Source organism: Saccharothrix sp. S26 (genome assembly GCF_021390395.1).
In the GTDB taxonomy this organism is placed as follows: domain Bacteria; phylum Actinomycetota; class Actinomycetes; order Mycobacteriales; family Pseudonocardiaceae; genus Actinosynnema.
The window spans coordinates 89807-112143 of the sequence record NZ_JAJUWT010000021.1; the positions used below are offsets into that span (position 1 = coordinate 89807).

The 22337-nt window shown below is 73.6% G+C and carries 15 protein-coding genes; 11 read left to right on the forward strand and 4 right to left on the reverse strand.

The annotated features are described in order from the left end of the window. The first annotated feature begins 77 nt into the window (after positions 1-77). From LZG04_RS30065 to LZG04_RS30075, 3 genes are all read left to right on the forward strand, one after another. Entirely contained in the window at positions 78-1607 is a 1530-nt protein-coding gene (locus tag LZG04_RS30065) for an NAD(P)/FAD-dependent oxidoreductase (RefSeq protein WP_233823202.1), read from the forward strand. A gap of 544 nt (positions 1608-2151) precedes the next feature. Next, complete coding sequence (locus tag LZG04_RS30070; protein ID WP_233823205.1) at positions 2152-3681, forward strand: NAD(P)/FAD-dependent oxidoreductase; 1530 nt, start codon at positions 2152-2154, stop codon at positions 3679-3681. A gap of 178 nt (positions 3682-3859) precedes the next feature. After that, positions 3860-5047 (forward strand): cytochrome P450, encoded by a 1188-nt coding sequence (locus LZG04_RS30075; protein WP_233823207.1) that lies wholly within the window; start codon positions 3860-3862, stop codon positions 5045-5047. Here LZG04_RS30075 and LZG04_RS30080 read toward each other — a convergent pair. Next, positions 5007-7415, reverse strand: coding sequence for a BTAD domain-containing putative transcriptional regulator (locus LZG04_RS30080; RefSeq protein ID WP_233823209.1), 2409 nt, complete (start codon positions 7413-7415; stop codon positions 5007-5009). The genes LZG04_RS30075 and LZG04_RS30080 overlap by 41 nt on opposite strands. Positions 7416-8171: 756 nt before the next feature. On the opposite strand from LZG04_RS30080, the gene LZG04_RS30085 reads away from it, so the two are divergent. Both LZG04_RS30085 and LZG04_RS30090 read left to right on the forward strand, forming a co-directional pair. Next, positions 8172-9434, forward strand: coding sequence for a DUF4032 domain-containing protein (locus LZG04_RS30085; protein ID WP_233823211.1), 1263 nt, complete (start codon positions 8172-8174; stop codon positions 9432-9434). Between the two features lie 25 nt (positions 9435-9459). Then, complete coding sequence (locus LZG04_RS30090) at positions 9460-10461, forward strand: YdcF family protein (protein ID WP_233823213.1); 1002 nt, start codon at positions 9460-9462, stop codon at positions 10459-10461. A gap of 149 nt (positions 10462-10610) precedes the next feature. Here the strand turns inward: LZG04_RS30090 and LZG04_RS30095 are convergent, their stop codons facing one another. Next, positions 10611-10880: a WGxxGxxG family protein gene (locus tag LZG04_RS30095; protein WP_233823215.1), complete on the reverse strand. Its 270-nt coding sequence runs from the start codon at positions 10878-10880 to the stop codon at positions 10611-10613. Positions 10881-11184: 304 nt separating this feature from the next. Beyond that, positions 11185-12999, reverse strand: coding sequence for a prolyl oligopeptidase family serine peptidase (locus LZG04_RS30100; protein WP_233823217.1), 1815 nt, complete (start codon positions 12997-12999; stop codon positions 11185-11187). 93 nt (positions 13000-13092) lie between these two features. On the opposite strand from LZG04_RS30100, the gene LZG04_RS30105 reads away from it, so the two are divergent. Then, entirely contained in the window at positions 13093-13629 is a 537-nt protein-coding gene (locus LZG04_RS30105) for a transcriptional regulator (RefSeq protein ID WP_233823219.1), read from the forward strand. 122 nt (positions 13630-13751) lie between these two features. Further along, on the forward strand, positions 13752-16883 hold the full coding sequence (locus tag LZG04_RS30110; protein WP_233823221.1) for a toll/interleukin-1 receptor domain-containing protein: 3132 nt from the start codon (positions 13752-13754) through the stop codon (positions 16881-16883). A gap of 183 nt (positions 16884-17066) precedes the next feature. On the opposite strand, the gene LZG04_RS30115 is transcribed toward LZG04_RS30110, so the two are convergent. Further along, positions 17067-20036 (reverse strand): BTAD domain-containing putative transcriptional regulator, encoded by a 2970-nt coding sequence (locus tag LZG04_RS30115; protein ID WP_233823223.1) that lies wholly within the window; start codon positions 20034-20036, stop codon positions 17067-17069. A gap of 521 nt (positions 20037-20557) precedes the next feature. Between LZG04_RS30115 and LZG04_RS30120 the strand changes: the two genes are divergently transcribed. The 4 genes from LZG04_RS30120 (at position 20558) to LZG04_RS30130 (ending at position 22174) form a co-directional block, all read left to right on the forward strand. Continuing rightward, entirely contained in the window at positions 20558-20824 is a 267-nt protein-coding gene (locus LZG04_RS30120) for a hypothetical protein (protein WP_233823225.1), read from the forward strand. Between the two features lie 108 nt (positions 20825-20932). Beyond that, positions 20933-21067 (forward strand): hypothetical protein, encoded by a 135-nt coding sequence (locus LZG04_RS42070; RefSeq protein ID WP_267938338.1) that lies wholly within the window; start codon positions 20933-20935, stop codon positions 21065-21067. 80 nt (positions 21068-21147) lie between these two features. Further along, positions 21148-21789 (forward strand): TVP38/TMEM64 family protein, encoded by a 642-nt coding sequence (locus LZG04_RS30125; RefSeq protein ID WP_233823227.1) that lies wholly within the window; start codon positions 21148-21150, stop codon positions 21787-21789. A 130-nt stretch (positions 21790-21919) separates the two neighbouring features. Further along, positions 21920-22174: a heavy-metal-associated domain-containing protein gene (locus LZG04_RS30130; RefSeq protein ID WP_233823229.1), complete on the forward strand. Its 255-nt coding sequence runs from the start codon at positions 21920-21922 to the stop codon at positions 22172-22174. Positions 22175-22337: the final 163 nt, after the last annotated feature.

Genomic DNA, 22337 nt, shown 5'->3' on the forward strand with positions numbered 1-22337 from the left:
GGCAGCACTGCGTCCATAGTCCGGCGACCGATCACCCGCTATTTCCGCAACGAGTTCCCGGAAGGAAACAAGGGACAGTGAGCAACGACGTGGAACCCACTCCACCCCCGAATCGGGAGCTGCCGCGGCGCAGCGTGCTCAAGGCCGGTGTCGCGGGTGGTCTCGCGATCACCGGTGCGGCGGCCGCGGCGTCGGCGACGACGGCGGTCGCCGTCGCCGACGAGGCCCAGGCCCCGGAGCTGCGGCGGCACTTCGACGTCATCGTCGTGGGCGCCGGGATGGCCGGCGTCACGGCCACGCGTGAGCTGCGCGCGAAGGGCAAGCGGGTCCTGCTGCTGGAGGCGCGCAACCGGGTCGGCGGTCGCACGTGGACCGACACCTGGCAGGGCCACCAGATCGAGCGCGGCGGCACGTGGGTCGACCGCTTACAGCCCCACGTCTGGCGCGAGCTCAACCGCTACCGGCTGCCGATCATGGCCGACGCGGGGCCGACCAGGGCGTTCATGCCCACCATCGGCGGGTTCGGCGAGTACGACCCGGCCGTGGCGTACGTCCGGCAGAAGGAGCTGTTCACCAGGTTCTTCGACCGGGCGACCGAGATCTTCCCGGAGCCGTTCAAGCCGCTGACCCGTCCGGACCTGGTCGCCCAGTTCGACGTGTTCTCGCTGCGGGACCGGCTCGACCAGATGGCCCTGCCGCTGGAGGACGAGATCCTGCTGACCAGCTGGACCTCGCTGTACGGCGGGACCAGCGAGCGCGGTTCGCTGACCCTGATCCAGCAGTGGTGGGCGTTGTCCGGCGGCACGTTCGAGGGCTTCCACGGCGTCAACACCTACCGCCCGACCCTGGGCACGGTGTCGATCCTCAACGCCATGCTCGCCGAGGCCAAGCCGGTCCTCAAGCTCAACACCCCGGTCAAGGCGATCACGCAGACCACCCGCGAGGTCAAGGTCACCACGCAGGCGGGCGAGGTCTTCACCGCGCCCGAGGTGATCGTGGCCGTGCCGGTCAACGTCTGGCGCACGATCTCGTTCAGCCCGGCGCTGCCCGCCGCGCACCGCGAGGCGACGACGACCGGTGTCGGCGTGCCGCACGAGAAGAAGCTGTGGATCGACCTGTCCACCCCGACGGACCGGTTCGTCGCCGAGGCGCCGGAGGGCATGGGCTACCCGCTGTGCTTCATGGGCCGCTTCAACGACGGCCAGCCGGTGGTCGCCTTCAGCGTCGACAGCACGTTCGACACCACTGACGGCGCCGCGGTGGAGCGGGCCGTGCAGAAGGTGATCCCGGGCGCCAAGATGCGCGACTACATCGCGACCAACTGGCACGTGGACCCGTTCTCGCTGGGTGCGGGCGCGTACCGGCAGCCGAACCAGCTGCTGCGGCTGCACGAGAAGCTCCAGGCGCCGCACGGCCGGGTCAAGTTCGCGGGCGCCGACATCGCCAACGGCTGGAACGGCTACATCGACGGCGCGATCGAGGACGGCCTGCGGGTCGCGGGCTCGCCGACGCTGTCCGGCCCGGCGGCCGCGGCGGCCAGCGCCGAGGAGCGGATCGTCGTGCCGAAGGTGAACCGCGCGCTGTACCGCGGTCTCGGCATCCGCTGACGCCGCACGTGCCGGGACCGCCCGTTCTCGGAACGGTCTCGGCACGGTCTACGCGAGGTCTTCGGAAATAGCGGTGGCCGGGATTCCGGTCACCGCTCTCCTCGTTTCCACACCGACAAATCAGACACCGGAAAGGCTCGGCCCCGGTCGGGTCGCGCGGATCGTGCCCGGCGGGCACCGTCAATCGACTGTCCGAATATCTCATCGGAGGTCCGAAGTGCAATTCGACGGGGGTAACGGTTCGGTCACGGCCGCTTTGGGTCGGTCGTCGACTGCGCTTCGTCCGCTACTGTGGGCCGCAATCACTCGAATGCGTGCCGGTATCACCCGTACCGCCACGCCATAGGTCGCCGAGGGTCACGACACCCGCCAACGGCGGACGCGCATGGCATGCGCACATCGCAGTTCGGTGTGGGCGAGGACGCTGCACGCCGAACGAGGTCGTGATCACCTCACGCGCTGTGTCCGAAATCGTGAGTCCACCGTCCGGCGACGGATCGTCCGATATTTCCGGTACCAGGTGCAGGAAAGGAAACGAGGAACAGTGACCCACGAGAACGAATCCGGCCGACCCGAGGGCCGGGGCCTGCCGCGGCGCAGCGTGCTCAAGGCCGGTGTCGCGGGTGGTCTCGCGATCACCGGTGCGGCGGTGGCGACGTCGGCCACGACCGCCGTGGCCGTCGCCGAGGACGCCAAGGACCCGAACCTGCGGCGGCACTTCGACGTGATCGTCGTGGGCGCCGGCGTGGCCGGGGTCACGGCCACGCGTGAGCTGCGGGCCAAGGGCAAGCGGGTCCTGTTGCTGGAGGCGCGCAACCGGGTCGGCGGCCGGACCTGGACCGACACCTGGCGCGGCCACATGATCGAGCGCGGCGGCACGTGGGTCGACCGGTTACAGCCCCACGTCTGGCGCGAGCTCAACCGCTACCAGCTGCCGATCATGGCCGACGCCGGCGTGGTCAAGTCGTTCATGCCCACCCTCACCGGCTTCGAGGAGCTCGACCCCTCGGTGGCCTACATCCGGCAGGGCGAGCTGTTCACCAAGTTCTTCGAGGACTCCACCAGGATCTACCCGAAGCCCTTCAGCCCGCTGCACCGCCGCGACCTGGTCGCCCAGTACGACGGGTTCTCGCTGCGGGACCGGCTGAACCAGATGAAGCTGACGCCGGCCGACGAGATCCTGCTGACCAGCTGGACCTCGCTGTACGGCGGCACGAGCGAGCGCGGCGCGCTGACCCACATCCAGCAGTGGTGGGCCCTGTCCGGCGGCACGTTCGAGGCCTTCCACGGCGTCAACACCTACCGCCCCAAGCTGGGCACGGTGTCGATCGTGAACGCGATGCTCGCCGAGGCCAAGCCCGTCCTCAAGCTCAACTCGCCGGTCAAGTCGGTGGTGCAGAACCCCGGCAAGGTCACCGTCACCACCCGCGCGGGCGAGGTCTTCACCGCGCCCGAGGTGATCATGGCCGTGCCGGTGAACGTCTGGCGCAACATCACGTTCAGCCCGGCGCTGCCCGCCGCCCACCGCGAGGCGACGACGGCCGGCATGGGCGTGACGGAGGAGCGCAAGCTCTGGATCGACCTGGCCAAGCCCTCGTACCGGTTCGTGGCCGAGTCGCCCGAGGGCCGGGGCGACCCGTTCTGCTACATCGGCCGGTTCAACGACGGCGACCCGGTGGTCGCCTTCACCGTCGACACCACCTTCAACGAGAACGACGGCGACGCGGTGGAGCGGGCCATCCGGAGGATCATCCCGGAGGCCAAGGTGCGCGACTACGTCGTGACCAACTTCGCCAAGGACGAGTTCGCCCTGGGCACCGGCGGGTACCGCCAGCCCTACCAGCTGATCCGGTTGCACGAGAAGCTCCAGCAGCCGCACGGCCGGGTCAAGTTCGCGGGCAGCGACATCGCCAACGGCTGGAACGGCTACATCGACGGCGCGATCGAGGACGGCCTGCGGGTCGCGGGCTCGCCGACGTTGTCCGGTCCGGCGGCCGTGGCGGCCAGCGCCGAGGAGCGGATCTTCGTGCCGAAGGTGAACCGCCAGTCCTACCGCGGGCTCAGCGTGCGCTGACCGCGCGCGTGCCGGGGCCACCCCGCTCTCGGGGTGGTCTCGGCACGGTCTACGCGAGGTCTGCGGAAATAGCGGTGGTCGGAATTCCGGTCACCGCTATTCCACGTTTCCCCCTCGATTACCCCAGGCCGGAAAAACATAGGCCCGGACCAGGGCCGTCACGGTTAGGATCCTGTTCATGAGCGCGCCCATCGGCACAACCATGGAACCGGTCGAGTCGTTGTTCTCGTGGTTCCGCGAAATGCTTGAGTCACAGCCGGTCCGCCACGGCGGCGACCACGGGGTGGAGGTATTCGGTTATGCGGACATCGCCCGGATCCTCGCCGACACCAAGACGTTCTCCTCGGAGACGGCGCGGAAGTTCAACGAGCCGCACTTCGAGCTCGACCGCTTCGACGAGGGCAACCTGGTCACCACGGACCCGCCCCGGCACCGCAAGCTGCGCAAGGTCATCAGCCAGGTCTTCACCCCGCGTGCCGTCGCGAACCTGTCCGAGCGCATCGAGCTGATCACCGCCATGCTGCTGGACAAGGTCGCCGACCAGGACTCGTTCGACCTCGTCGAGGCGCTCGCCTTCCCGCTGCCGATCACGGTGATCGCCGACGTGCTCGGCCTGCCGATCGAGGACGAGCCGATGTTCCGCGTGTGGGGCGACGCGATCGGCGCGCTCGACGCCGCCACCGTGCCGCCCGACCTGCTCGAGCACGAGGTCGGCCCCGCGCTGAACGAGATGGGCGAGTACTTCCTGCGGCACATGCGCGACCGCCGGGAGAACCCGCGCGACGACGTGATGAGCAGGCTCGCCAACGCGACCATCGACGGCGAGCCGCTGACCGACGGCGAGATGATCGGCGTCACCGGCCTGACCATGTTCGCCGGGCACGCCACCACGATGTCGTTGATCTGCACCACGGTCATCCTCCTGGACCAGCACCCGGAGGCCATGGCCGAGATCCGCGAGAACCGCGAGCTGGTGCCCAACGCGCTGGAGGAGGTGCTGCGCATGTACCCGCCGTTCCCGCGGCTGGTGCGGGTCACCACCACCGAGACCGAGATCGGCGGGCAGCGCGTGCCCGCCGACCAGCTCGTGACGCCGTGGATCGGCGCGGCCAACCGCGACAGCGCCAAGTTCCCCGACCCCGACCGCTTCGACATCCACCGCAACACCGGCGGGCACCTGGTGTTCGGCCAGGGCATCCACTTCTGCCTCGGCGCGCCGCTGGCGCGGCTGGAGGGCCGGATCGCGCTGAACATGCTGCTCGACCGCTACGCCAAGCTCAGCGTCGACCCGGCGGGCGGCGTGGAGTGGGAGAACCCCCACCAGATCATCTGCCCACGCCGCTTGCCGGTGCGGGCATCTCGGTGATCTCGCAGTACACCACGCGGGCGGCGGTGGCCTGATCGCAGGCGTCGCCGCCCGCGTGCCGTTCCCGGCGCAGGAACGACGACCCGGAGGCCAGCACCCGCCGCACGTGCCTGCGCCGCGCGTCCGAGTCCTCGCTGCGCTCGGCGAGCAGGCTCCCGGCCGGGCCCCGCACCCCGCTGTCCCGAGTGGAGCGCAGGAACTCCAGCAACCGGTCGATCGCGGTGTCGGAGATGGGCTCCAGGTTCATCATCATCGCGTGCCGCAGCCGCGAACCCCACATCGGGCGGCGCGTGAGCAGGTCCGGTCGCGCGGTGACGACCACCAGCACCGGCAGGCCGGGCAGCGACCTCGGCAGCTCCTCGACGAAGTCGACCAGGTGGTCGTCGGCGACGTGCAGGTCCTCGACGACCACGATGACCGGGCCGCACAGGGCGATCTGGCCGAGGAGGTGCCGCCACGCGCGCAGCACCTCGGCGACCGACACCTCCTGGGGCTCCCGTTCCTGGTCGGGCAGGCCGCCGAGGCAGGTCAGCAACCTGCGCCGCTCGTCCTCCGACTGGACCAGCCGCTCCACCGCGCCGACGAGCTCGGCCCGCACCGACTCGGCCGGGCCCTGCGGGTCGACGCCGCAGTACGAGCACAGCAGGTCGTTGAGCACGTCGGTGACGGTGTCCTCGACGAACCGCCGCGCGCGGCCGACCAGGACCCGCACCGGCTCGACAGCGGCGGCGACCCTGCGCTCGAACTCCAGCACGAACCGGGTCTTGCCGACGCCGGGCTCGCCGAGCACGGTCACCAGGTGCGGCGCGTCGAGGTGCCTGGTGCGGTGCAGGAGGCCGCGCAGCACCTCCAGGTCGTGCTCGCGGTCGACCACCGGCATGTCCTGCAACGCCAGGTACTCCTGCCGCAGCCCGCCGACCTGCCAGCCGAACGACGATTCGGCTTGGAGGTACGTGAAGGCGCGTTCGGTGGCGCGCCGGGTGTTCTCGCACACCCGGATCTCTCCGACCGGGGTCTGCGAGAGCAGCCCGTGGCACTCGTCGAGCAGGACGCCGCTCACCGACGGCGCGCTGTCGTTGTCCGGGTGGTAGCGCACCAGCACCTCGCCGGTGGCGACGGCGACGTGGACGGCGATGGGCGGCTCGTCGCACGAGATGTCCGGCAGGCCGAGGCGGTCGCGGATGGTCAACGCGGCGAGGACGGCGCGTTCGGCGTCGTCGTCGGCGGTGCCGGGCACGCCGAACAACGCCAGCCAGATCGAGCCGATGGAGGCGGCGAGCGTGCCTCCCAGCGACTCGACCTCGTCGCGGATCGCGGCCGTGGCCTCCTCCAGCGCCGTGTTGCCCATGCCCTGGCAGCGCACGATGAGCGCGCTGACGTTCCGGCGCTCCGCCACGATGCTGCGCAGCTGCTGCACGGACGGTGCGGTGGGTGCGGGGGGCGTGGCCACGATCCCGGCGTCCTCGCGCCCGTCCGGTTCCGGCCCGGGGTGCGGTCTGCGCTGCGCCGGCGGCGACGGGGGGACGGGTGCGGGCTTGGGTTGTTCGTCGGCCTGCTCGCGGGGCAGGCCGGTCATCCGCAGGTCGATCTGCTGCTGCATCCCGGCCGGGATGAGCCCCGGGTCGTGGGTGAGGATCGCCTGTTGCAGCGAGCGCAGCGCCGGGCTCGGCTCGAGGCCGACCTTCTCGACCAGCGTGGTGCGCACGGTGTAGTAGGCGTTGAGCGCGTCGGTCTGCCTGCCGCTGCGGTACAGCGCCAGCATCAGCTGCCCGCACAGGCGCTCGCGCAGCGGCTCGGTGGCGACCGTGCGCTGGAGGTCGGCCAGGATCTGTTGGTGGTGACCCCGGCAGAGCTCGACCTCGAAGTAGTCCTCCAGGGCGTCGAGCCTCGCGTTCTGCACCGGGGTCAGCTCGGGCCAGTGGATGCCGGACTCGACCAGGTCGGCCAGCGCCGGCCCGCGCCAGAGCTCCAGCGCTTGCCTGAGCAGCTCGGAGGCGGCCGCCAGGTCGCCCTCGGCGAACTTGGCGCGCCCCGCCTCGACCTTGTGGTGGAAGTCCTGCACGTCGGTCTGCCCGGGCCCGACGCGCAGCATGTAGCCGGGCGGTTGGCTGAGCAGCACGGCGGAGTCGCTGCCGTTGGTCGACAGCGCCCGGCGCAACCGCCAGACCGAGTTCTGCACGATCTTGCGGGCCGACAGCGGCACCTTGTCGCGTGGCCACAAGGAGTCCACCATCTGGCTGCTCGCCACGACGCGGTTGCGGTTGAGCAGCAGGAGTCCGAGGGCGGCCCGCTGCCGGGTGCCGCCGAGGTCGACCAATTCGTCGCCGCGCACGACCTCTAAAGGTCCCAGGATCTTGAAGTAGGTCACGACTGGTCTACGCCACTAGACCGCTCACCGCCGTGCGCCCGGCCCGTGGCCGACGCAGGCGGAATGACAACCTTCTCGCTCACAGCTTCCCCCAGATGGCGACATCGCCAAGCTAACTCGCCTCGCCGGGCTCGCCGCCCATGCTCAGAGGCAATCGGACAAGTGGCCTAATGTTCCGAGGCGTTGCCGGTATGCGGTGGTGTGCTTCCCCAGGTCCTTCAAGCTGGTTGCGGACGTACCCCCGTCACCCGCGCGCCGCTGAGACCCACTCTTGCTGGCGATGAGACCGGTCGACACCACCGAACGGGCGATAGCGGGTCGCGGCACCCACGTTACTGCGGAAAACCGTCATCCGTGCAGGTCAGGCAGGCCCTTGGGGATTCGCACAAGTGTACGCGCCGGGCCGCCGAGGAATGCGGAACAGGTGTGACCGCTATTCATTCCGCGCATGAGTGTGACCTAGCTAACGAGCTATCGCCGCCATTATGCGGATCCGGTTGGAATAATCCGTGCCAGGTTCGGGGAACGGAAAGCGCGGGCCTGGCGAACGGGTGGCGCGTCGCGTCGCCGGTCGATGACGCCGACCGCCGGCGCGGTCGTCGGCGACCCGGATGCCCGGACGCTCACCGGTGCGGATGTCCCGCCGTCGGGCGCCCCGCCCCTTCTTGATCGTGACGACCAGGCCACATCGCGTGGCTGGACCGCGCCGCGACGAGGTAGCTTCGGCGTCGTCCGCGCACCAGCCACGGGGAGCACATGCGATTCCTCTTCCGCCCACCCGCCACCGAGGCCGGTGGGCTGCTCGCCCTGCCGTGGTCCCAGCCCCTGGAGGAGTGGGACGAGAAGCTGCTGCTGACCGTGCCGCAGCGGGGCATCTCGCGGCACGTCGTGCGGTTCGTGGCCAGCGAGGGCCGGGTCTACGCGCTCAAGGAGATCGCCGAGTCGCTGGCCCGGCACGAGTACGCCGTGCTCGGTGAGCTGGAGCGCGAGGGCATGCCCTCGGTGTCGGTGCTGGGCCTGTGCGTCGACCGGCCCGACGACCAGCAGGCCATCCTGGTCACGCGCTACCTCGAGCACTCGATGTCCTACCGCTACCTGTTCTCCAGCCCGCGCGGCGAGCACTCGGCCGACCGCCTGGTGGACACGCTGGTCGAGCTGCTGGTCCGGCTGCACCTGTCCGGCACGTTCTGGGGCGACTGCTCGCTGTCGAACACGCTGTTCCGGCTCGACGCGGGCAGCCTGGCCGCCTACCTGGTCGACGCCGAGACCGTCGAGCGCCACCCGCAGCTGTCCGACGGCCAGCGCACCTACGACGTGGACCTGGCGCGGGAGCGCATCGGCGGCGAGCTGATGGACCTGGAGGCGGGCGGCCTGCTGCCGCCCGACATCGACCCGGTCGAGGTGGCCGACAGCGTGCCCCGCCGGTACGCGGCGCTGTGGGACGAGGTGACGCGGGAGGAGTTCTTCCGGCTCGACGAGCAGCGCTACCGCGTGGCCGAGCGGCTGCGCCGGCTCAACGACCTGGGCTTCGACGTCGGTGAGGTCGAGCTGGTCACCTCCGAGAGCGGCGCGCGGCTGCGGGTGGACATCCGGGTCGCCGAGATCGGCCAGAGCCGCCGCGAGCTGTTCAAGCTCACCGGCCTGGAGGTGCAGGAGGGCCAGGCCAGGCGGCTGCTCAACGACCTGCGCTCGTTCCGCGCCTACCTGGAGCAGCGCGACGGCGCGCCGGTCCCCGAGACGACCGCCGGCCACCTGTGGCGCAACGAGGTCTACGACCCCGTCGTCGCCGCCGTGCCGCCCGACCTGCTGGGCGTGCTCGCGCCGGCGGAGCTGTTCCACGAGGTGCTGGTGCACCGCTGGTTCCTGTCCGAGAACGCGGGCCGCGACGTCGGCACCACCGCGGCGCTGCGCTCCTACCTCGCCACCGTGCTGCCCGACCGGGAGGCCGAGGAGCGCGAGGCGGAGGAGCGGGCGTCGTCGGACTGGGACGGCGAGCTCGCGGACGACGACTTCCGGTGACCTCCGCCCGTCTACATTGGTCCACATGATCTTCGGGATCGCGGCGCTCGTGCCCGCCCTGTTCTTCGTGGTCGGCGTGATCCGGGACCGGCGGCGGCTCGGCAACGCGGTGTGGCTCGGCGTGACGCTGGTGTTCGTGGTGCTGTGGCTGGTGTTCCGGGCCTCGGCCAACGGCGGGTGGTCCGCCGCCGTCGTCGGCTGGGCGTTCGTGGTGCTGCTGCTGGGGTTGGGTTTCGTGCTGCCGACCGCGTTGGTCGCCAACGGCGTGCTGATGCTGCGCCGCGAGGGCTTCGGCCTGGCGAACCTGCTCTCGCTGCTCGCCGGGCTCGCGATCTTCGGCCTCGTGCTGGCGTTCGGCTTCGCCACCGCGCACACCGGGCCGGTGGGTGACGCGGTGATCGGCGCGCTGCTGATCGTCGCCGCCTACGTCGCGTTCCTGTTCGTGAGCCTGCTGCTGTACTCGATCGTCTACGGCAGCATCGGCCGCCGCACGGGCTTCGACGCCGTCGTGGTGCTCGGTGCGGGCCTGATCGGCGACCGCGTCCCGCCGCTGCTGGCCGCCCGGCTGGACCGCGCCCTGCACCTGTACCGCCGCGAGGTGGCCGCGGGCCGCACGCCGCTGCTCGTCGTCTCGGGTGGGCAGGGGCCGGGCGAGGTGGTGTCCGAGGCGGCGGCGATGCGCGACTACCTGCTGCGCCGCGACGTGCCCGCCGACCGGGTCGTCCTGGAGGACCGGGCCACCACGACCGAGGAGAACCTGCGGTACAGCGCCCGGCTGCTCGCCGAGCGCGGCTGGACCGGCCGCGCGGTCGCGGTGACGAACAACTTCCACGTCTTCCGCGCCGCCGTGCTGGCCCGCCGGCTGCGGTTGCGCATGCAGATCATCGGCGCGCCCACGGCGTGGTACTTCCTGCCCAGCGCGTTCCTGCGCGAGTTCGCCGCGCTGCTCACCCACAACCCCGTGGTGCACACCGCGACCTGCGGCGTGCTGGTCGGACTGCACCTGTGGCTGACCCTCACGCCGTGACGGCGGCCGTCACAGCAGCAGGTTCAGCAGCACGGTGAGCAGGACCGACAGCGCCACCGAGACCACCAGCATCGTCAGGCACCCGGCGCGGCCGCCGAGGAACTCGACCCGGGTGCCGCCCCAGCGCACGGTCGCTCACCCGCCGCGGTTCACAGCCCCGTGGTGCGGTGCTCGGTGACCTGGTGCTTCTTGCGGCCCGCCAGACCGGCCAGCCCCAGCAGGCCCAACAGGCCCAGCAGGCCCCAGTTGCCGGTGCTGCCGCCGTCGTCGTTGTCGCTGTGGTCGGTCTGGGCCGTCTGGGCGCTCACCGCGCCGCCGTCGCGCGGCACGGCCTCGTCGGCGACCGCGGAGGCGGCCGGCGCACCGGCCAGGGCCGCACCGAGGACGAGGGCGCTCAGGGCTCGCTTCGTGACGTCCATGGGTCAACTCCGATCGTCGGGCATCCAAGACGCCACGGGTACCGCTCGGCGGACCGTCCATGCGGCCGCCCGCGAAACCCACACGTCCGTGTGACGCCCCGCCGGAACCGCTGGGCCGGCCGGGGCGAACGCGTCCCGGCCGGCGGAGCCCGCCGCGCGGCCGGTTCTCCCGCGCGGGATCACGGCGGCCGGTGGCCGTGGTGTCGCTCGGGCGCGCGGCCGGCGAGACGAGCCCCGCGCCGCGGGGCGAGGCGAGGAGCCGGTCGTGGCCGCCACCACCCCGGTTCCGTGCCCGGTCGCGCGGTCAGCTCCCCGGCGACAGGTGCTCGGCGAACCAGGACACGATCAGGTCGACCGTCTCGGCGAGGCCGGCCCGGTCGATGCCGTGCCCGACGCCGGGGTGCAGCACCAGCCGCGCCGGTTTGCCCAGCTCGCGCAGCCGGCGGTACATCCGCTCGGACTCCGCCGGGTCGACGTTGGCGTCGTTCTCGCCGTGCATCAGCAGCACCGGGGCGGTGAGGCGGTGCGCGTTGCCCAGCGGGCTGCGCTCGGTCAGCACGGCCACGTCGGCCGGGTCGTCGGGGTCGCCGATCCAGTCGACGGCCCGCTTGCGCCAGGTCGGCGGGAACCCCCGGATGTCGCTGAGCAGGTCCGACGGCCCGCACTCGCTCACACCGGCCCGCCACAGGTGCGGCAGCCTGGTCAGGCACGCCAGCGCGGCGAACCCGCCGTACGACGCGCCGTGCACGCCCAGCCGGGTCGTGTCGGCCCACGGCACGTCGTCGAGCAGCCGGACCGACGCCTCCAGGTCGGCGAGGTCGCCGCCGCCCCAGTCGCGGTAGATCAGCCGCTGGTAGCGCATGCCGTAGCCGGACGAGCCGCGGATGTTGGGCGCGAGCACGCCGATCCCGCGGTCCAGGAGCGCCTGCACGGTGGGGAAGAACACCGGCAGCGACTGCGCCTCCGGTCCACCGTGGACGGTCACCACGACCGGCACCGGGTGGTCCTCGCTCGCCGACGGCGGCCGGTAGAGCAGGCACGGCACCGTCTCGCCGTCGGCGCTGGTCGCGTGCACGACGGTCGGCGGCACGACCGGACCCGGCAGCCGCGCCCCGCAGTCGGTGAGCCGGCGCGCCCGGTCGGCGGGCAGGTCCACCAGGAACAGGTCGGTCGCCGCGTCCGGCCGGCCGAGCTGCACCAGGAGCTCGCCGGACGCGGTGAACCGCAGCGCGTGGCCGTCGAAGCCGAACTCGGTCACCGCGACACCGCGGGGCAGCGCGGTGACCTCGCGCGCGACGCCACCCACCTCCGCCCACCGCAAGGTGGTGCAGCCGCCCACGTTGACACCCCACGCCAACCGCGTGCCGTCGGGGGAGAGCGCGGCTCCTTCCACGTCGGACTCCGGGGTGTCGATCCAGGTCAGCTCGCCGTCCAGGGACAGCGACGCCAGGCCCAGGAAGTCGCGACCCCGGGTGGTGCACAGGTACACGCCGGACGAGTCGGGCAGCCACGCCACGAAGTGGTTCTTCTCCGGCGCGGTCGCGGCGGTGAGCGGCCGCGTGACGCCGGTGGCCAGGTCGCACGCGAACAGGTCCTGCTCGGTCTGCTGGTGCAGCCGCAGCACGAGCAGCAACCGCGAGTCGGGGGAGAAGCCCATCGGCAGGTAGCGGTCGTCGCCGTGCAGCACGATCCGCTCGGCCCCGGTGCGCAGGTCGCGCACCAGCACGTCGAACACCTCCGGGTCGCGGGCGTTGGAGGCGTAGGCGAGCATCGTCGCGTCCGGGCTGTACGGCCGGCCCGTCGAGCCGTGCGGCGGGCCGACCTCGCACCGCACGCCCTCCTCGGCGACCAGCCACCACACCTCGCCCGTGTCCGGGTCGACCTCGGCGAGCCGGTGCTCCTCGCGGCCGTCGAGGTCGGTGAGCACCAGCAGCCGCGTGCCGTCCGGCCGCCACGCGCACCGGCGGACCGCCCCGGCCACCTCGACGTGCCGCGCGGTCCCGTCCAGCGGCATCACGAACGGCTGCGGGCGGCCGGGTGCGTCGCTGACGTAGGCCACGCTCGTGCCGTCGGGGCTCGGCTCGGCCCCGGACACCCAGTCGAAATCGGTCCAGCCCACGCGTGCCGCCCTCCGCAGTGATTTCAGATAGTGCAATCGATATCAGTGTGGTAAATCGCTGTCAAGCGCGGTGCGTGGGCTAGCCTCTGCGGCGTGCCGGCCCCGCCCGATCACCCTGCCCGCGACGCCACGGTCGAGGAGCTCAAGGCGCTCGCCCACCCGTTGCGCTGGCGCATCCTGCGGCTGTGCTGGGACCGGGCGTTGACCAACAAGGAGCTGTCGGACCGGCTCGGCGTCGCCCCCGCGACCGTGCTGCGCCACGTGCGGGCGTTGGTGCAGCACGACTTCCTGGCCGCCGAACCGGTGCGCAGCGGCACGCGCGGTGCGTTGGAACGGCCCTACCGCACGACCGGCCGGACCTGGCGGCTGGGGCTCGTCGACGCCGAGGGCGGGGGCCTGGGCCAGCGGGTGGAGCTGGCGATGCTGGCCGCGCACCGGGCCGAGGTGGTGGAGGCCGGTCCGGACGCCAACCGGGAGACCGCCCGGGGAGTGCTGCGCCTGGGCGCGGCCTCGCAGGCCGAGCTGAACGCCCGGCTGCTCGCGCTGATCACCGAGTTCATCGAGCGCGACGAGCCGGACGGCGAACCGCTGAGCTACCTGTGGTCGCTGGTCGCGCGACCGCGCGGGTGACCCGACGCCCACCGCTCGTCCCGTCGACGAAGGCGGGCCGCCGGCGCCGGCGTGGTAGCGCCGGACCGCGTCCGACCGACACAGTGGCTGTGACGGTCGGACGCGGGTGAGGGGGAACGCCGGTGCAGTGGGACTTCTTCCTGGCGCACGCCGGCGCGGACAGCCCCACCGCCGAACGGCTGCGGTCGCTGCTGGCACCGCGCGCCACCGTGTTCGAGGACTCGATGCTGCGCGCCGGCGAGGAGTGGGACGTCGTGCTCGACCGGCACCTGCGCGCGTCGATGATCACCGTCGTGCTGGTGTCACGGCGCACCGAGCACGCCGTCTACCTGCGTGAGGAGATCGCCCGGGCGATCTCGCTGGCCCGCGCGGACGGCCGGCGGCGGGTCGTGCCGCTGGTGCTGGAGCACGTGGACGCCCTGCCGTACGGGCTGGAGCTGCGCACGCCGTTGCGGCTGGGCAACGGGCTCGACCTGGCCGGCGCGGCGGACGCGCTGGTGGAGACGCTGCACGACGCGCGCCGGCCACGCAGCGAAGGGCCGCACGTGGTCGCCGCGCAGCTCGGACCGCTGCTGCGGCAGCTCGACCTGGACGCGTTGGGCGGCGTCGAGTCGGACCTGCTGGCGGCGGCGGTGGCCGAGGTGGGCGGGTCGGACGCGCTGTGGCTGCACCTGGCCCGGCGCGGCCTCGACGCGCGGGTGCTCCTGCCGTCCCTGCCCGGTCACGACGAGGCGGCGGCCCGCTGGGCGCTCGGCGCCGACGCCGTGCCCGGCGCACGCGACCTGCCGGCCGCGGTGCGCCGGCAACTGGTGCGCCGACTGGCCGACGAACGCGTCGACCTCGACGAGACCTCCGTGCGGCTGCGGCGCGCGGTGCTGTCCGGCCGCGCGGACGCCCCGGACGCGCGCCGCCTCGCCTCCGCCCTCGACGCCGCGCTGCCGCCGCCCCGGTCGACCGCCACCGAAGCGGTGCTGGTGCCGCGGGGCGGGTCGGTGGGCCTGCCCGTCGCGCCCTCGCCGTTGCACCGCACCGCGTTGGGCATGACCGCCCTGCCGCCGCGCGAGCCGGCGCTGGTGGGCCGGGCCGGTCTGGTGGCCGACCTCGCCGAACGCGTCACCGCCCGCCTGGCCCGCCACGGCCGCGCCACGGTGCTGCTCACCGGTCAGCTCGGCGCGGGTGTCTCGGCGGTGGCGGTCGAGGCGGCGCACGTGCTGGCCGACTGGTTCCCCGGCGGCGTCCGGTACGTCGACCTGCTCGGGCTCGACGCCAAGCGGGAGGCGGCGGACGTGGCGAAGCTGGTGTGCCACAGCGTCGGCGTGACGCCCGAGCCGGGCGCGGAGGCCGCGCACCTGCGGACCGCGCTCGACGGCCGCGGCCTGCTGCTGGTGCTGGACAACGCGTTGGACGCCAAGCACGTCGCACCGCTGGTCCCCGCGCCGCCCGGCTGCGCGGTCGTCGTCACCTCGCGCAACCGCACCCAGTCCTACGCCGACGTGGTCGCGCACGTGCCGCCGCTGGAGCGCGCCGCGTCGGTGGAGCTGCTGGCCGACGTGCGGCCCGGCGCGCCCGCCGAGGCGTTGGACCGCATCGCGGCGGCGTGCGCCGACCTGCCGATGGCGTTGCGGCTCATCGCGGCCTGGATGACCAACCACCCCGAGACCGGCGTCGAGGGCGTGGCCCGCTTGGTGTCGCGCGAGCGGACCAGGCTCGCGTTCCTGGACGACGACGTGCTGCCGATGCGCCTGGCCATCGAGCTGAGCTACCGGCACCTCGACGACGACGGCCGCACGGCGTTCCGGTTCCTGCCCGCCGCGCCGGGTTCGGCCGCGACCGCCGAAGCGCTCGGCCACGGGCTGGACCGCGACCCGGACCTGACCAGGCTCACCCTCTACCGCCTGGTGGACCGCGGCGTGGCAGGCCACGAGGAGGCCGCCGACCCGCCCGAACCGGTGTTCCGGCTGTTCGAGCTGGTGCGCCTGTACGCGCGGGAGCGGTTGGCCGAGGAGGATCCGCCCGAGGTGGTGGCCCGCTTCCGGCGGCGGCTGCTGACCAGGCTGCGCGACGACCTGCGCGCGGGCGCGGAGCCCGACCTCGCGCTGCGGCTGGACCCCAGCCCGCTGGTCGCCGCGCGCGACCTGGCCGAGCGCGAGGAGTGGTTCGACCTGGCGGGCGACCTGACCGACGGGCTGCGCACCGTGCACGAGGCGGAGTCCGACGCCGAGGCCGTCCGGCGCGACCGCGAGCACGCGGCCCGCCTCCGCCACCGCGGCGGTGACGCCGAGACCGCCGCGCGCGGCTACCTGGAGCTGGCGCGCACCCTCGACGGCCGGGCCGCGGAGAACGCGTTCGCGTCGGCCGAGCGCGTCGCCGCCGACGCCGGGCTCTGGGAGCTGGTCGGCCGGATCACGCACGAGCTGGCCGTGCACCGGGAGGCCGGCGCGGACCTGGCCGGCGCGCTGGAGGCGGGGGACAGGTCCGTCACCGCGCTGCGTTCCGCCCTCAAGAACGCCACCGCGCTGCCGGTGGCGATCAACAACGCCAGGCTCGCGATCCGCCTGGACGACCTCGCGACCGCCCGGCGCTGGGCCGCGGTGGCCCACGAGCTGATCGACGCCCGGACGCCGAAGCGCCTGCGTGCCGACGCGGCGTACGAGCAGGCCCGTGCGACGACCGGCCCCGGTGTGCCCGCGCTGTGGCGGGAGGCGTCGGAGCTGTACGAGCAGGACGGGAAGTTCGGCAGCGCCGGGCTGGCCGCGTTCTTCGGCGGGCGTGCGGCCCGCGGCCTCGGCGCCGGCGCGGAAGCCGCGGAGCTGTTCCAGGCCGCCGCCCACCTGCACCGCAGGGCGGGCGACCACGACCGGTCGGTGTGGGCGACGGTCGAACTGGCCGCCGCGTGCGCGGAGATCGGCCACCACGCCCGCGCCCGTGACCTGTTGACCGCGCTGGACGACCAGCCGACCGGGACGTGGCGGCCGGGCGTGCTCGCCGAGGTCGAGCTGCGCATCGCCGTGCTGGCCTACCTGGCCGACGGCCTGCGCACCGCGCCGGAGCGCCTGCCCGCCGTCCCGGACGACGACGACCGGGCCCGACGACTGAGCCCGGTCGTGGCCGCGCTGCGCGCACCGGAGCGCCACACGATGGCCCTGCGCCGGTTCGCCGAGTCGCGGATGGTCTTCGAACCACCGCCCTACCGGCCCTGGCTGCACGGCCTGGGCGAGGAACCACCGGACCGCCGCGAGCTGCCCACCGGCTGAAGCCCACGGGTGCGGGGGGACTCCGAGGACACCACGCTGCCCGGCCCGGTCCTGGCGGACCCGCGAGGGCGGGACCAGGGGGTTCGACGGACAGGAGTGACGTGGTGGCGGCGGGCCGCGGTGGTTGGCGGTCGGGCCGTCCTGGCTGCGCTTGGCCACGCCCGCCGCACAGGTCCGGCGAGGCTACCCCGCCGCGGCGACGGCCCGCGTCGCCCGCGCTTCGAGCAACCGGTAGCCGGCGCGGGTGGCCAGGTCGGCGGCACGGTCGCCGTGGGCCCGGGCGGCGTCGTGGTCGTCCAGTGCGAGTGCGGCGTCGGCCAAGCCGGCCAGCGCGGCGGTCTCGCACCAGGTGAAGCTGGTGTCGCGGGCGATGTCCAGGGCGGACCGGAAGTGGTCGGCCGCCTCGGCGGGCGAGCCGGAGGCCAGGCACACCTCGCCCAGCGAGACCAGCGCCCACGCCTCGGTGCCGCGGTCGCCGATGAGGCGGGTCAGGCGCACCGCCTCCAGCGCGTCCGCGCGCGCCGAGTCGCCCCGTCCCGCGCCCGCGGCGAGCAGGGCGCGGCCGGACAGGGCCGCGGCTTCGCCGTACTGGTAGCCCAACGCCCGGTTCGCGGCCAGCGCCCGCTCGTAGAACTCCGCCGCCGTGACCAGGTCCTGCCGGTCGCGGTGGACGTTGCCCAGGTCGCCCAGCAGCACCGCCACGCTGAACCGCGCACCACCCCGTTCGGCCAGGTCCAGCGCACGGGTGAAGTGGGCCAGCGCCTCGTCCAGCTCCCCGATCTGCTCGTAGGCGAACCCGAGGTTGGCCAACGCCATCGAGATCGCGCCCAGCGGGGTGGGGTGGTGCTCGGTGAGCCGCAGCGACTCCAGCCCCCGGTCGATCGCCCGCCGCGGCTCGCCGAGCCGCTGGTGGACCGCGCTGAGGTTGTTGAGCACCGCGATCCGGCCCTCGGGCCACCCGTCGGCCAGCCCGTCGCGCAGCACGGTGGTGAGGTGGTCGCGCGCCTCGTCGTACCGGCCGCTGTTCACGCAGGCCAGGGCGATGCTCAGGTGCATCGCCGTCTGCGGTTGGCGCGCGCCGTCCGCCTGCGCCGCGGCCAGCGCCGTGGACGCCACGTGGAGCCACTCGGTGCGGTGACCGCGGTGGTGGAAGAACGCGCGCAACGCGTCCGCGATGTGCCAGGCGTACTCACGGGGCCCGTGCGCGGCGGCGTGCTCCACGGCCGCGGTGACGTTCGGCCATTCCGCGTCCAGCCAGGTCAGGGCCTCTTCCACGCTGCCGGACGGCTCGGTGGCCGGCCGGGGCAGCCGCAGGAAGTGCGGGATCAGCAGCCGCCCGGTGGAGTCCGCGCCCGCGAGGTAGTCCTCGAACAGCCGCCGCCGCGCGCCCTCCCGCTCGGCGGGCCCCTCGTCGGCGACGGCCTGGCGCGCCGCGTACAGCCGCAGCAGGTCGTGGAAGCGGTAGCGGCCCGGCTGGTAGCGCTCGATCAGGTTCGCCGCGGCCAGCGCCTTGAGCAGCCGGCCTGCCTGCCCGACCTCGACGTCGGCGAGCACGGCGGCCTGCCGCGCGGTGAACGTCTGGCCGGGCACCAGCGACAGCCGCCGGAACAGCAGCCGGTGCTCGACCCCGACCGCGCGGTAGGAGAGCGCGAACGCGGTCGTCACGGCGCTCTCCTCGGCCCCGTCCACGCTCAGCCCGGTCAGCGGGTCGCCGTCGGCCAGCTCCCTGGTCAGCTCGGCGATGCCGGGCACGTCGCCGTCACCGAGGTTGGCCGCCGCCAGGCGCAGCGCGAGCGGCAGGTGGCCGCACAGCCGGGCCAGCTCGGCGGCCTCCGCCGCGGGCACCGGACCGTCGAGCACGGCTTCGAGCAGCCGACGGGAGTCCTCCTCCGGCAGCGGGCCGACCGGCAGCGCCCGCGCGCCGGAGCGCGCGATCACCTCGCCCAGCCGGGACCGGCTGGTCACCAGGACCGTGCCGGACGGCGGCAGCAGCGGGATCACCTGGTCGGCGGTGCGGGCGTTGTCGAGCAGGAGCAACGGGTGCCGGTCGGCCAGCAACGACCGCCACAGGGCGAACCGCCCGTCCGGGTCGGGCGGGATCGTCCGCGGGTCCGCGCCCGCCGCCCGCAGCAGCTGCGTGACCGCGACCGCGGGGGTGAGCGGGTCGTGGTCGGCGTCGAACCCGCGCAGGTCGAGGTAGAGCTGGCCGTCGGGGAAGCGGTCGCGGACGCGGTGCGCCCACCGCACGGCCAGCGCCGTCTTGCCCACCCCGGCGATGCCGGTGAGCACCCAGATCCCGGCTCCCGGTCCGGCCGCGGCCTCGTCCAGCCGAGCCAGCTCGGCGTCACGGCCGGTGAACCCGTGCACGTCGCGGGGCAGCTGGGCCGGGCGGACCGGCTCGGGCGGCTGCTCGGCCGGGTCGGCCAGCGCCGGGTCCTCGGCCAGGATCGCCGCTTCCAGCCGTTGCAGCTCGGGGGAGGGGTTCAGGCCGACGTCCTCGGCGAGCCGGACGCGCAAGGCGCGGTAGGCGTCGAGCGCGTCGTCGGTGCGCCCGTCGCGGTGCAGGGTGAGCATGAGCTGGCCGACGAACCGCTGCCGCAGCGGGTGCGCGGCGACGAGCGCGGACAGCTCGGCCAGCACCTCCCGGCCGCGGCCCAGCCGGAGCTGGGCGTCGATGCGGTCCTCCAGCGCCGTCCACCGCGCCTCGTGGACGCCCGCCAGCAGCCGTCGCGCCACCTCGGGCGAGGCCACGTCGGACAGCGGGTCGCCGCGCCACAGCGCCAGCGCCTCGTCCAGCAGTGCCACGGCCCGCTCGTCGTCGGACTCCTGGGCCTGCGCGGTGAGCCGGGCGAACCGGTGCACGTCCACGTCGTCGGGGTCGACCCGCAGCACGTACCCCGAGCCCTCGGTCAGCAGTTCCGGCCCACCGGACCGGAACACCGCGCGCAGCCTCGACACCAGCGCCTGGACCGTGTTGCGCGCGCTCACCGGCGGGTCGTCCGGCCAGAGCAGGTCCACGATCCGGTCCCGCGACACCGGACGACCGGCTTCGAGCAGGAGCAGGGCCAGCACCAGGCGCTGCTTGCGGGACCCGAGGTCGACCCGCGTCCCGTCCGCCCAGGCCTCCACAGCGCCCAAGACGCGGAACCGCACCCGGTACCTCCACACCGTCCTGCCCGGTCCTTGCAAGCCTACTGCAAGCCCGGTGCATGACCGCCCGCCGACCATCTGCGCACGTCGGCCCCGCCGACCTGTGCCCGAACCCGACCGACCCGGAGGACGACGGCGGTGCCGACCAGCGCCGGCGTCCTCGCCCGACCGAGAGCCGCGTGCCCCGTGCCCGTTCCACCGCCCCGCCCCCGCGCGCCCCGCCCGGCGCACTCGCCCCGCTCCGGAGCCCGCGCGATCCGCCGTTCGCGGTGAGCCCGGCCGGTCGCCGACCAGGACGTGAACCGCGGTCGCCGTTCGTTCCCGGTTGGACCGTCCACCGGGGACGGGAAGGACCTCGGTCGTGAACCCCGACCCGGGACGTCGGTGGGCACAGGTCGTGCTCGCCGCGGCCCAGTTCAGGTCATCATGGACACCTCGAGCATCGCCGTGGCGCTGCCAACGCTGACGCCGTCGCGCCCGGCGGGCTGCTCCCTCTCGGCGGGCGGCTGTCGGACCTGTGGGACGTGCGACGGGTCTTCGCCGCCGGCTGGACCACCCTGGTCGCGGGTTCCGTGATCGCCGCCGCCGACGGCGCGGGCGTCGAGATCGGCCGGTTCGGCACCAAGCGGCTGATCGTGGTCGGCCTGGCCGTGCTCGCGGGCGGTCTCGGGGTGCCGGCCACGGTGGATGCGGACGGCAGCTTCGTCGCCGACGTGCTGCCCGGCTCGCTGGGCACGGCTCTGGTGTTCATCCCCGCCACGCTCAGCGCCGTCGGCGGGTCGCGCCGGTAGGGAGGCGGGCTCGCCTCGGGCATCGTCAACACCACCTACCAGGTCGGCTCGGCGCTCGGGTTCGTCGCCACCTCGCGGGGCGGGGACCGGCTCGGTGACGCGGTCGCGTTGACCGAGGGCTGCTCGGCGGCGTTCGTCGGTGCCGCGGTGGTGGCGCCGGCCGGTGCGGTCCTGGTCGCCGTCACCCGGCGCACGGCCGACGACAAGGTGGCCGTCGAGAGCCGACCCGACGCTTCATCGTGACCGCACATCGCTGGACGGGTGCGAGGGGTGCGGCGGCGCGTTTCCTATGATGCCCGGCAGGCGTTCGGACGGGAGCGGGCTTGGCTGACCACGTGCGGGCCGGGGTGCTCCGGCTCGTCTTGCTCGGGCTCGTGGTGGTGGCGCTCGCCGTGGGCGTGCTCACCGGGGTCACGCCGGACGTCGCCGAGCTGCGCGGCTGGGTGGAGGGCGCGGGCGCGGCGGCACCGTTCGCGTTCGTGGCCGTGTCCGCCGTCGGGTCGGTCGCCCTGGTGCCCAAGCCGTTGCTGAGCGTGGCCGGTGGGGTGGTGTTCGGTCCGGTCCTCGGCACCTGCGTGGTCGTGGCCGGGGTGACGATCGGGGCGGTGGCGAGCTTCGCCGTGACACGGCGGCTGGGCCGGGACGTCGTGCGACCCCGGTCCGCGACGGGTCGGGTCGCGCGGGTCGACCGGATGCTCGAACGCCGCGGCTTCCCGGCGGTCGTCGCCCTGCGGTTGCTGCCCGTCGTGCCGTTCGGGTTGGTCAACTACGTCGCCGGGCTCAGCGGTCTGCGGGTCGGCGCGTTCGTGCTGGGCACCGCCGTGGGCGTGCTGCCCGCGACGGTGGTCTACACGGTGACCGGTTCCTCGCTGACCACGATGACCGTCGCCCAGTGGCTGCTGGCCGGTGCGGCGGTCGGTGTCCCCGCGCTGGTCGGCTTCCTGCTGGCCCGGCGAACGGTGTAGCGGAGGGCGGTCGGTGGCCGCCCGTGTCGACTGGTCGTCGGTTCCTCGCGGCGGAATCGTCATACCCCCAGGGGTATGTTACGGTTCGCGGCATACCCCTGATGGGTATACGAACGGAGGGATGTCCCGAATGTGCAACACGTGTGAGACGCCTGCCGTCCAGGCCGGCACCGCCCCGTCGACCGGCGATCTCGACTTCGTCGTCGAGGGCATGACGTGCGGTGGCTGCGCGTCCAAGGTGACCGCCGCGGTCCAGGGCGTGTCCGGGGTGGATGACGTGCGGGTCGACCTCGGTGAGGGCAGGCTCAGCGTCACCGGCTCGGCGGACGCGTCGGCGATCACGGCCGCGGTCGAGAGCGCCGGTTACGCGGTCACGCGCGCTTGAACCGCCTCGGACGCCGCCCCGGTCCAGGTGCTCGGGGCGGCGTCCGGCCGTGATCGCGATCGGCGGCCGGTGCGGTGGGTCCGGCACCTATGGATGTCCCGACCACATCGCGCGCGAACGTGCTAGTCTTCTCGCGGTTACCCCCTGGGGGTATATAAAGCGA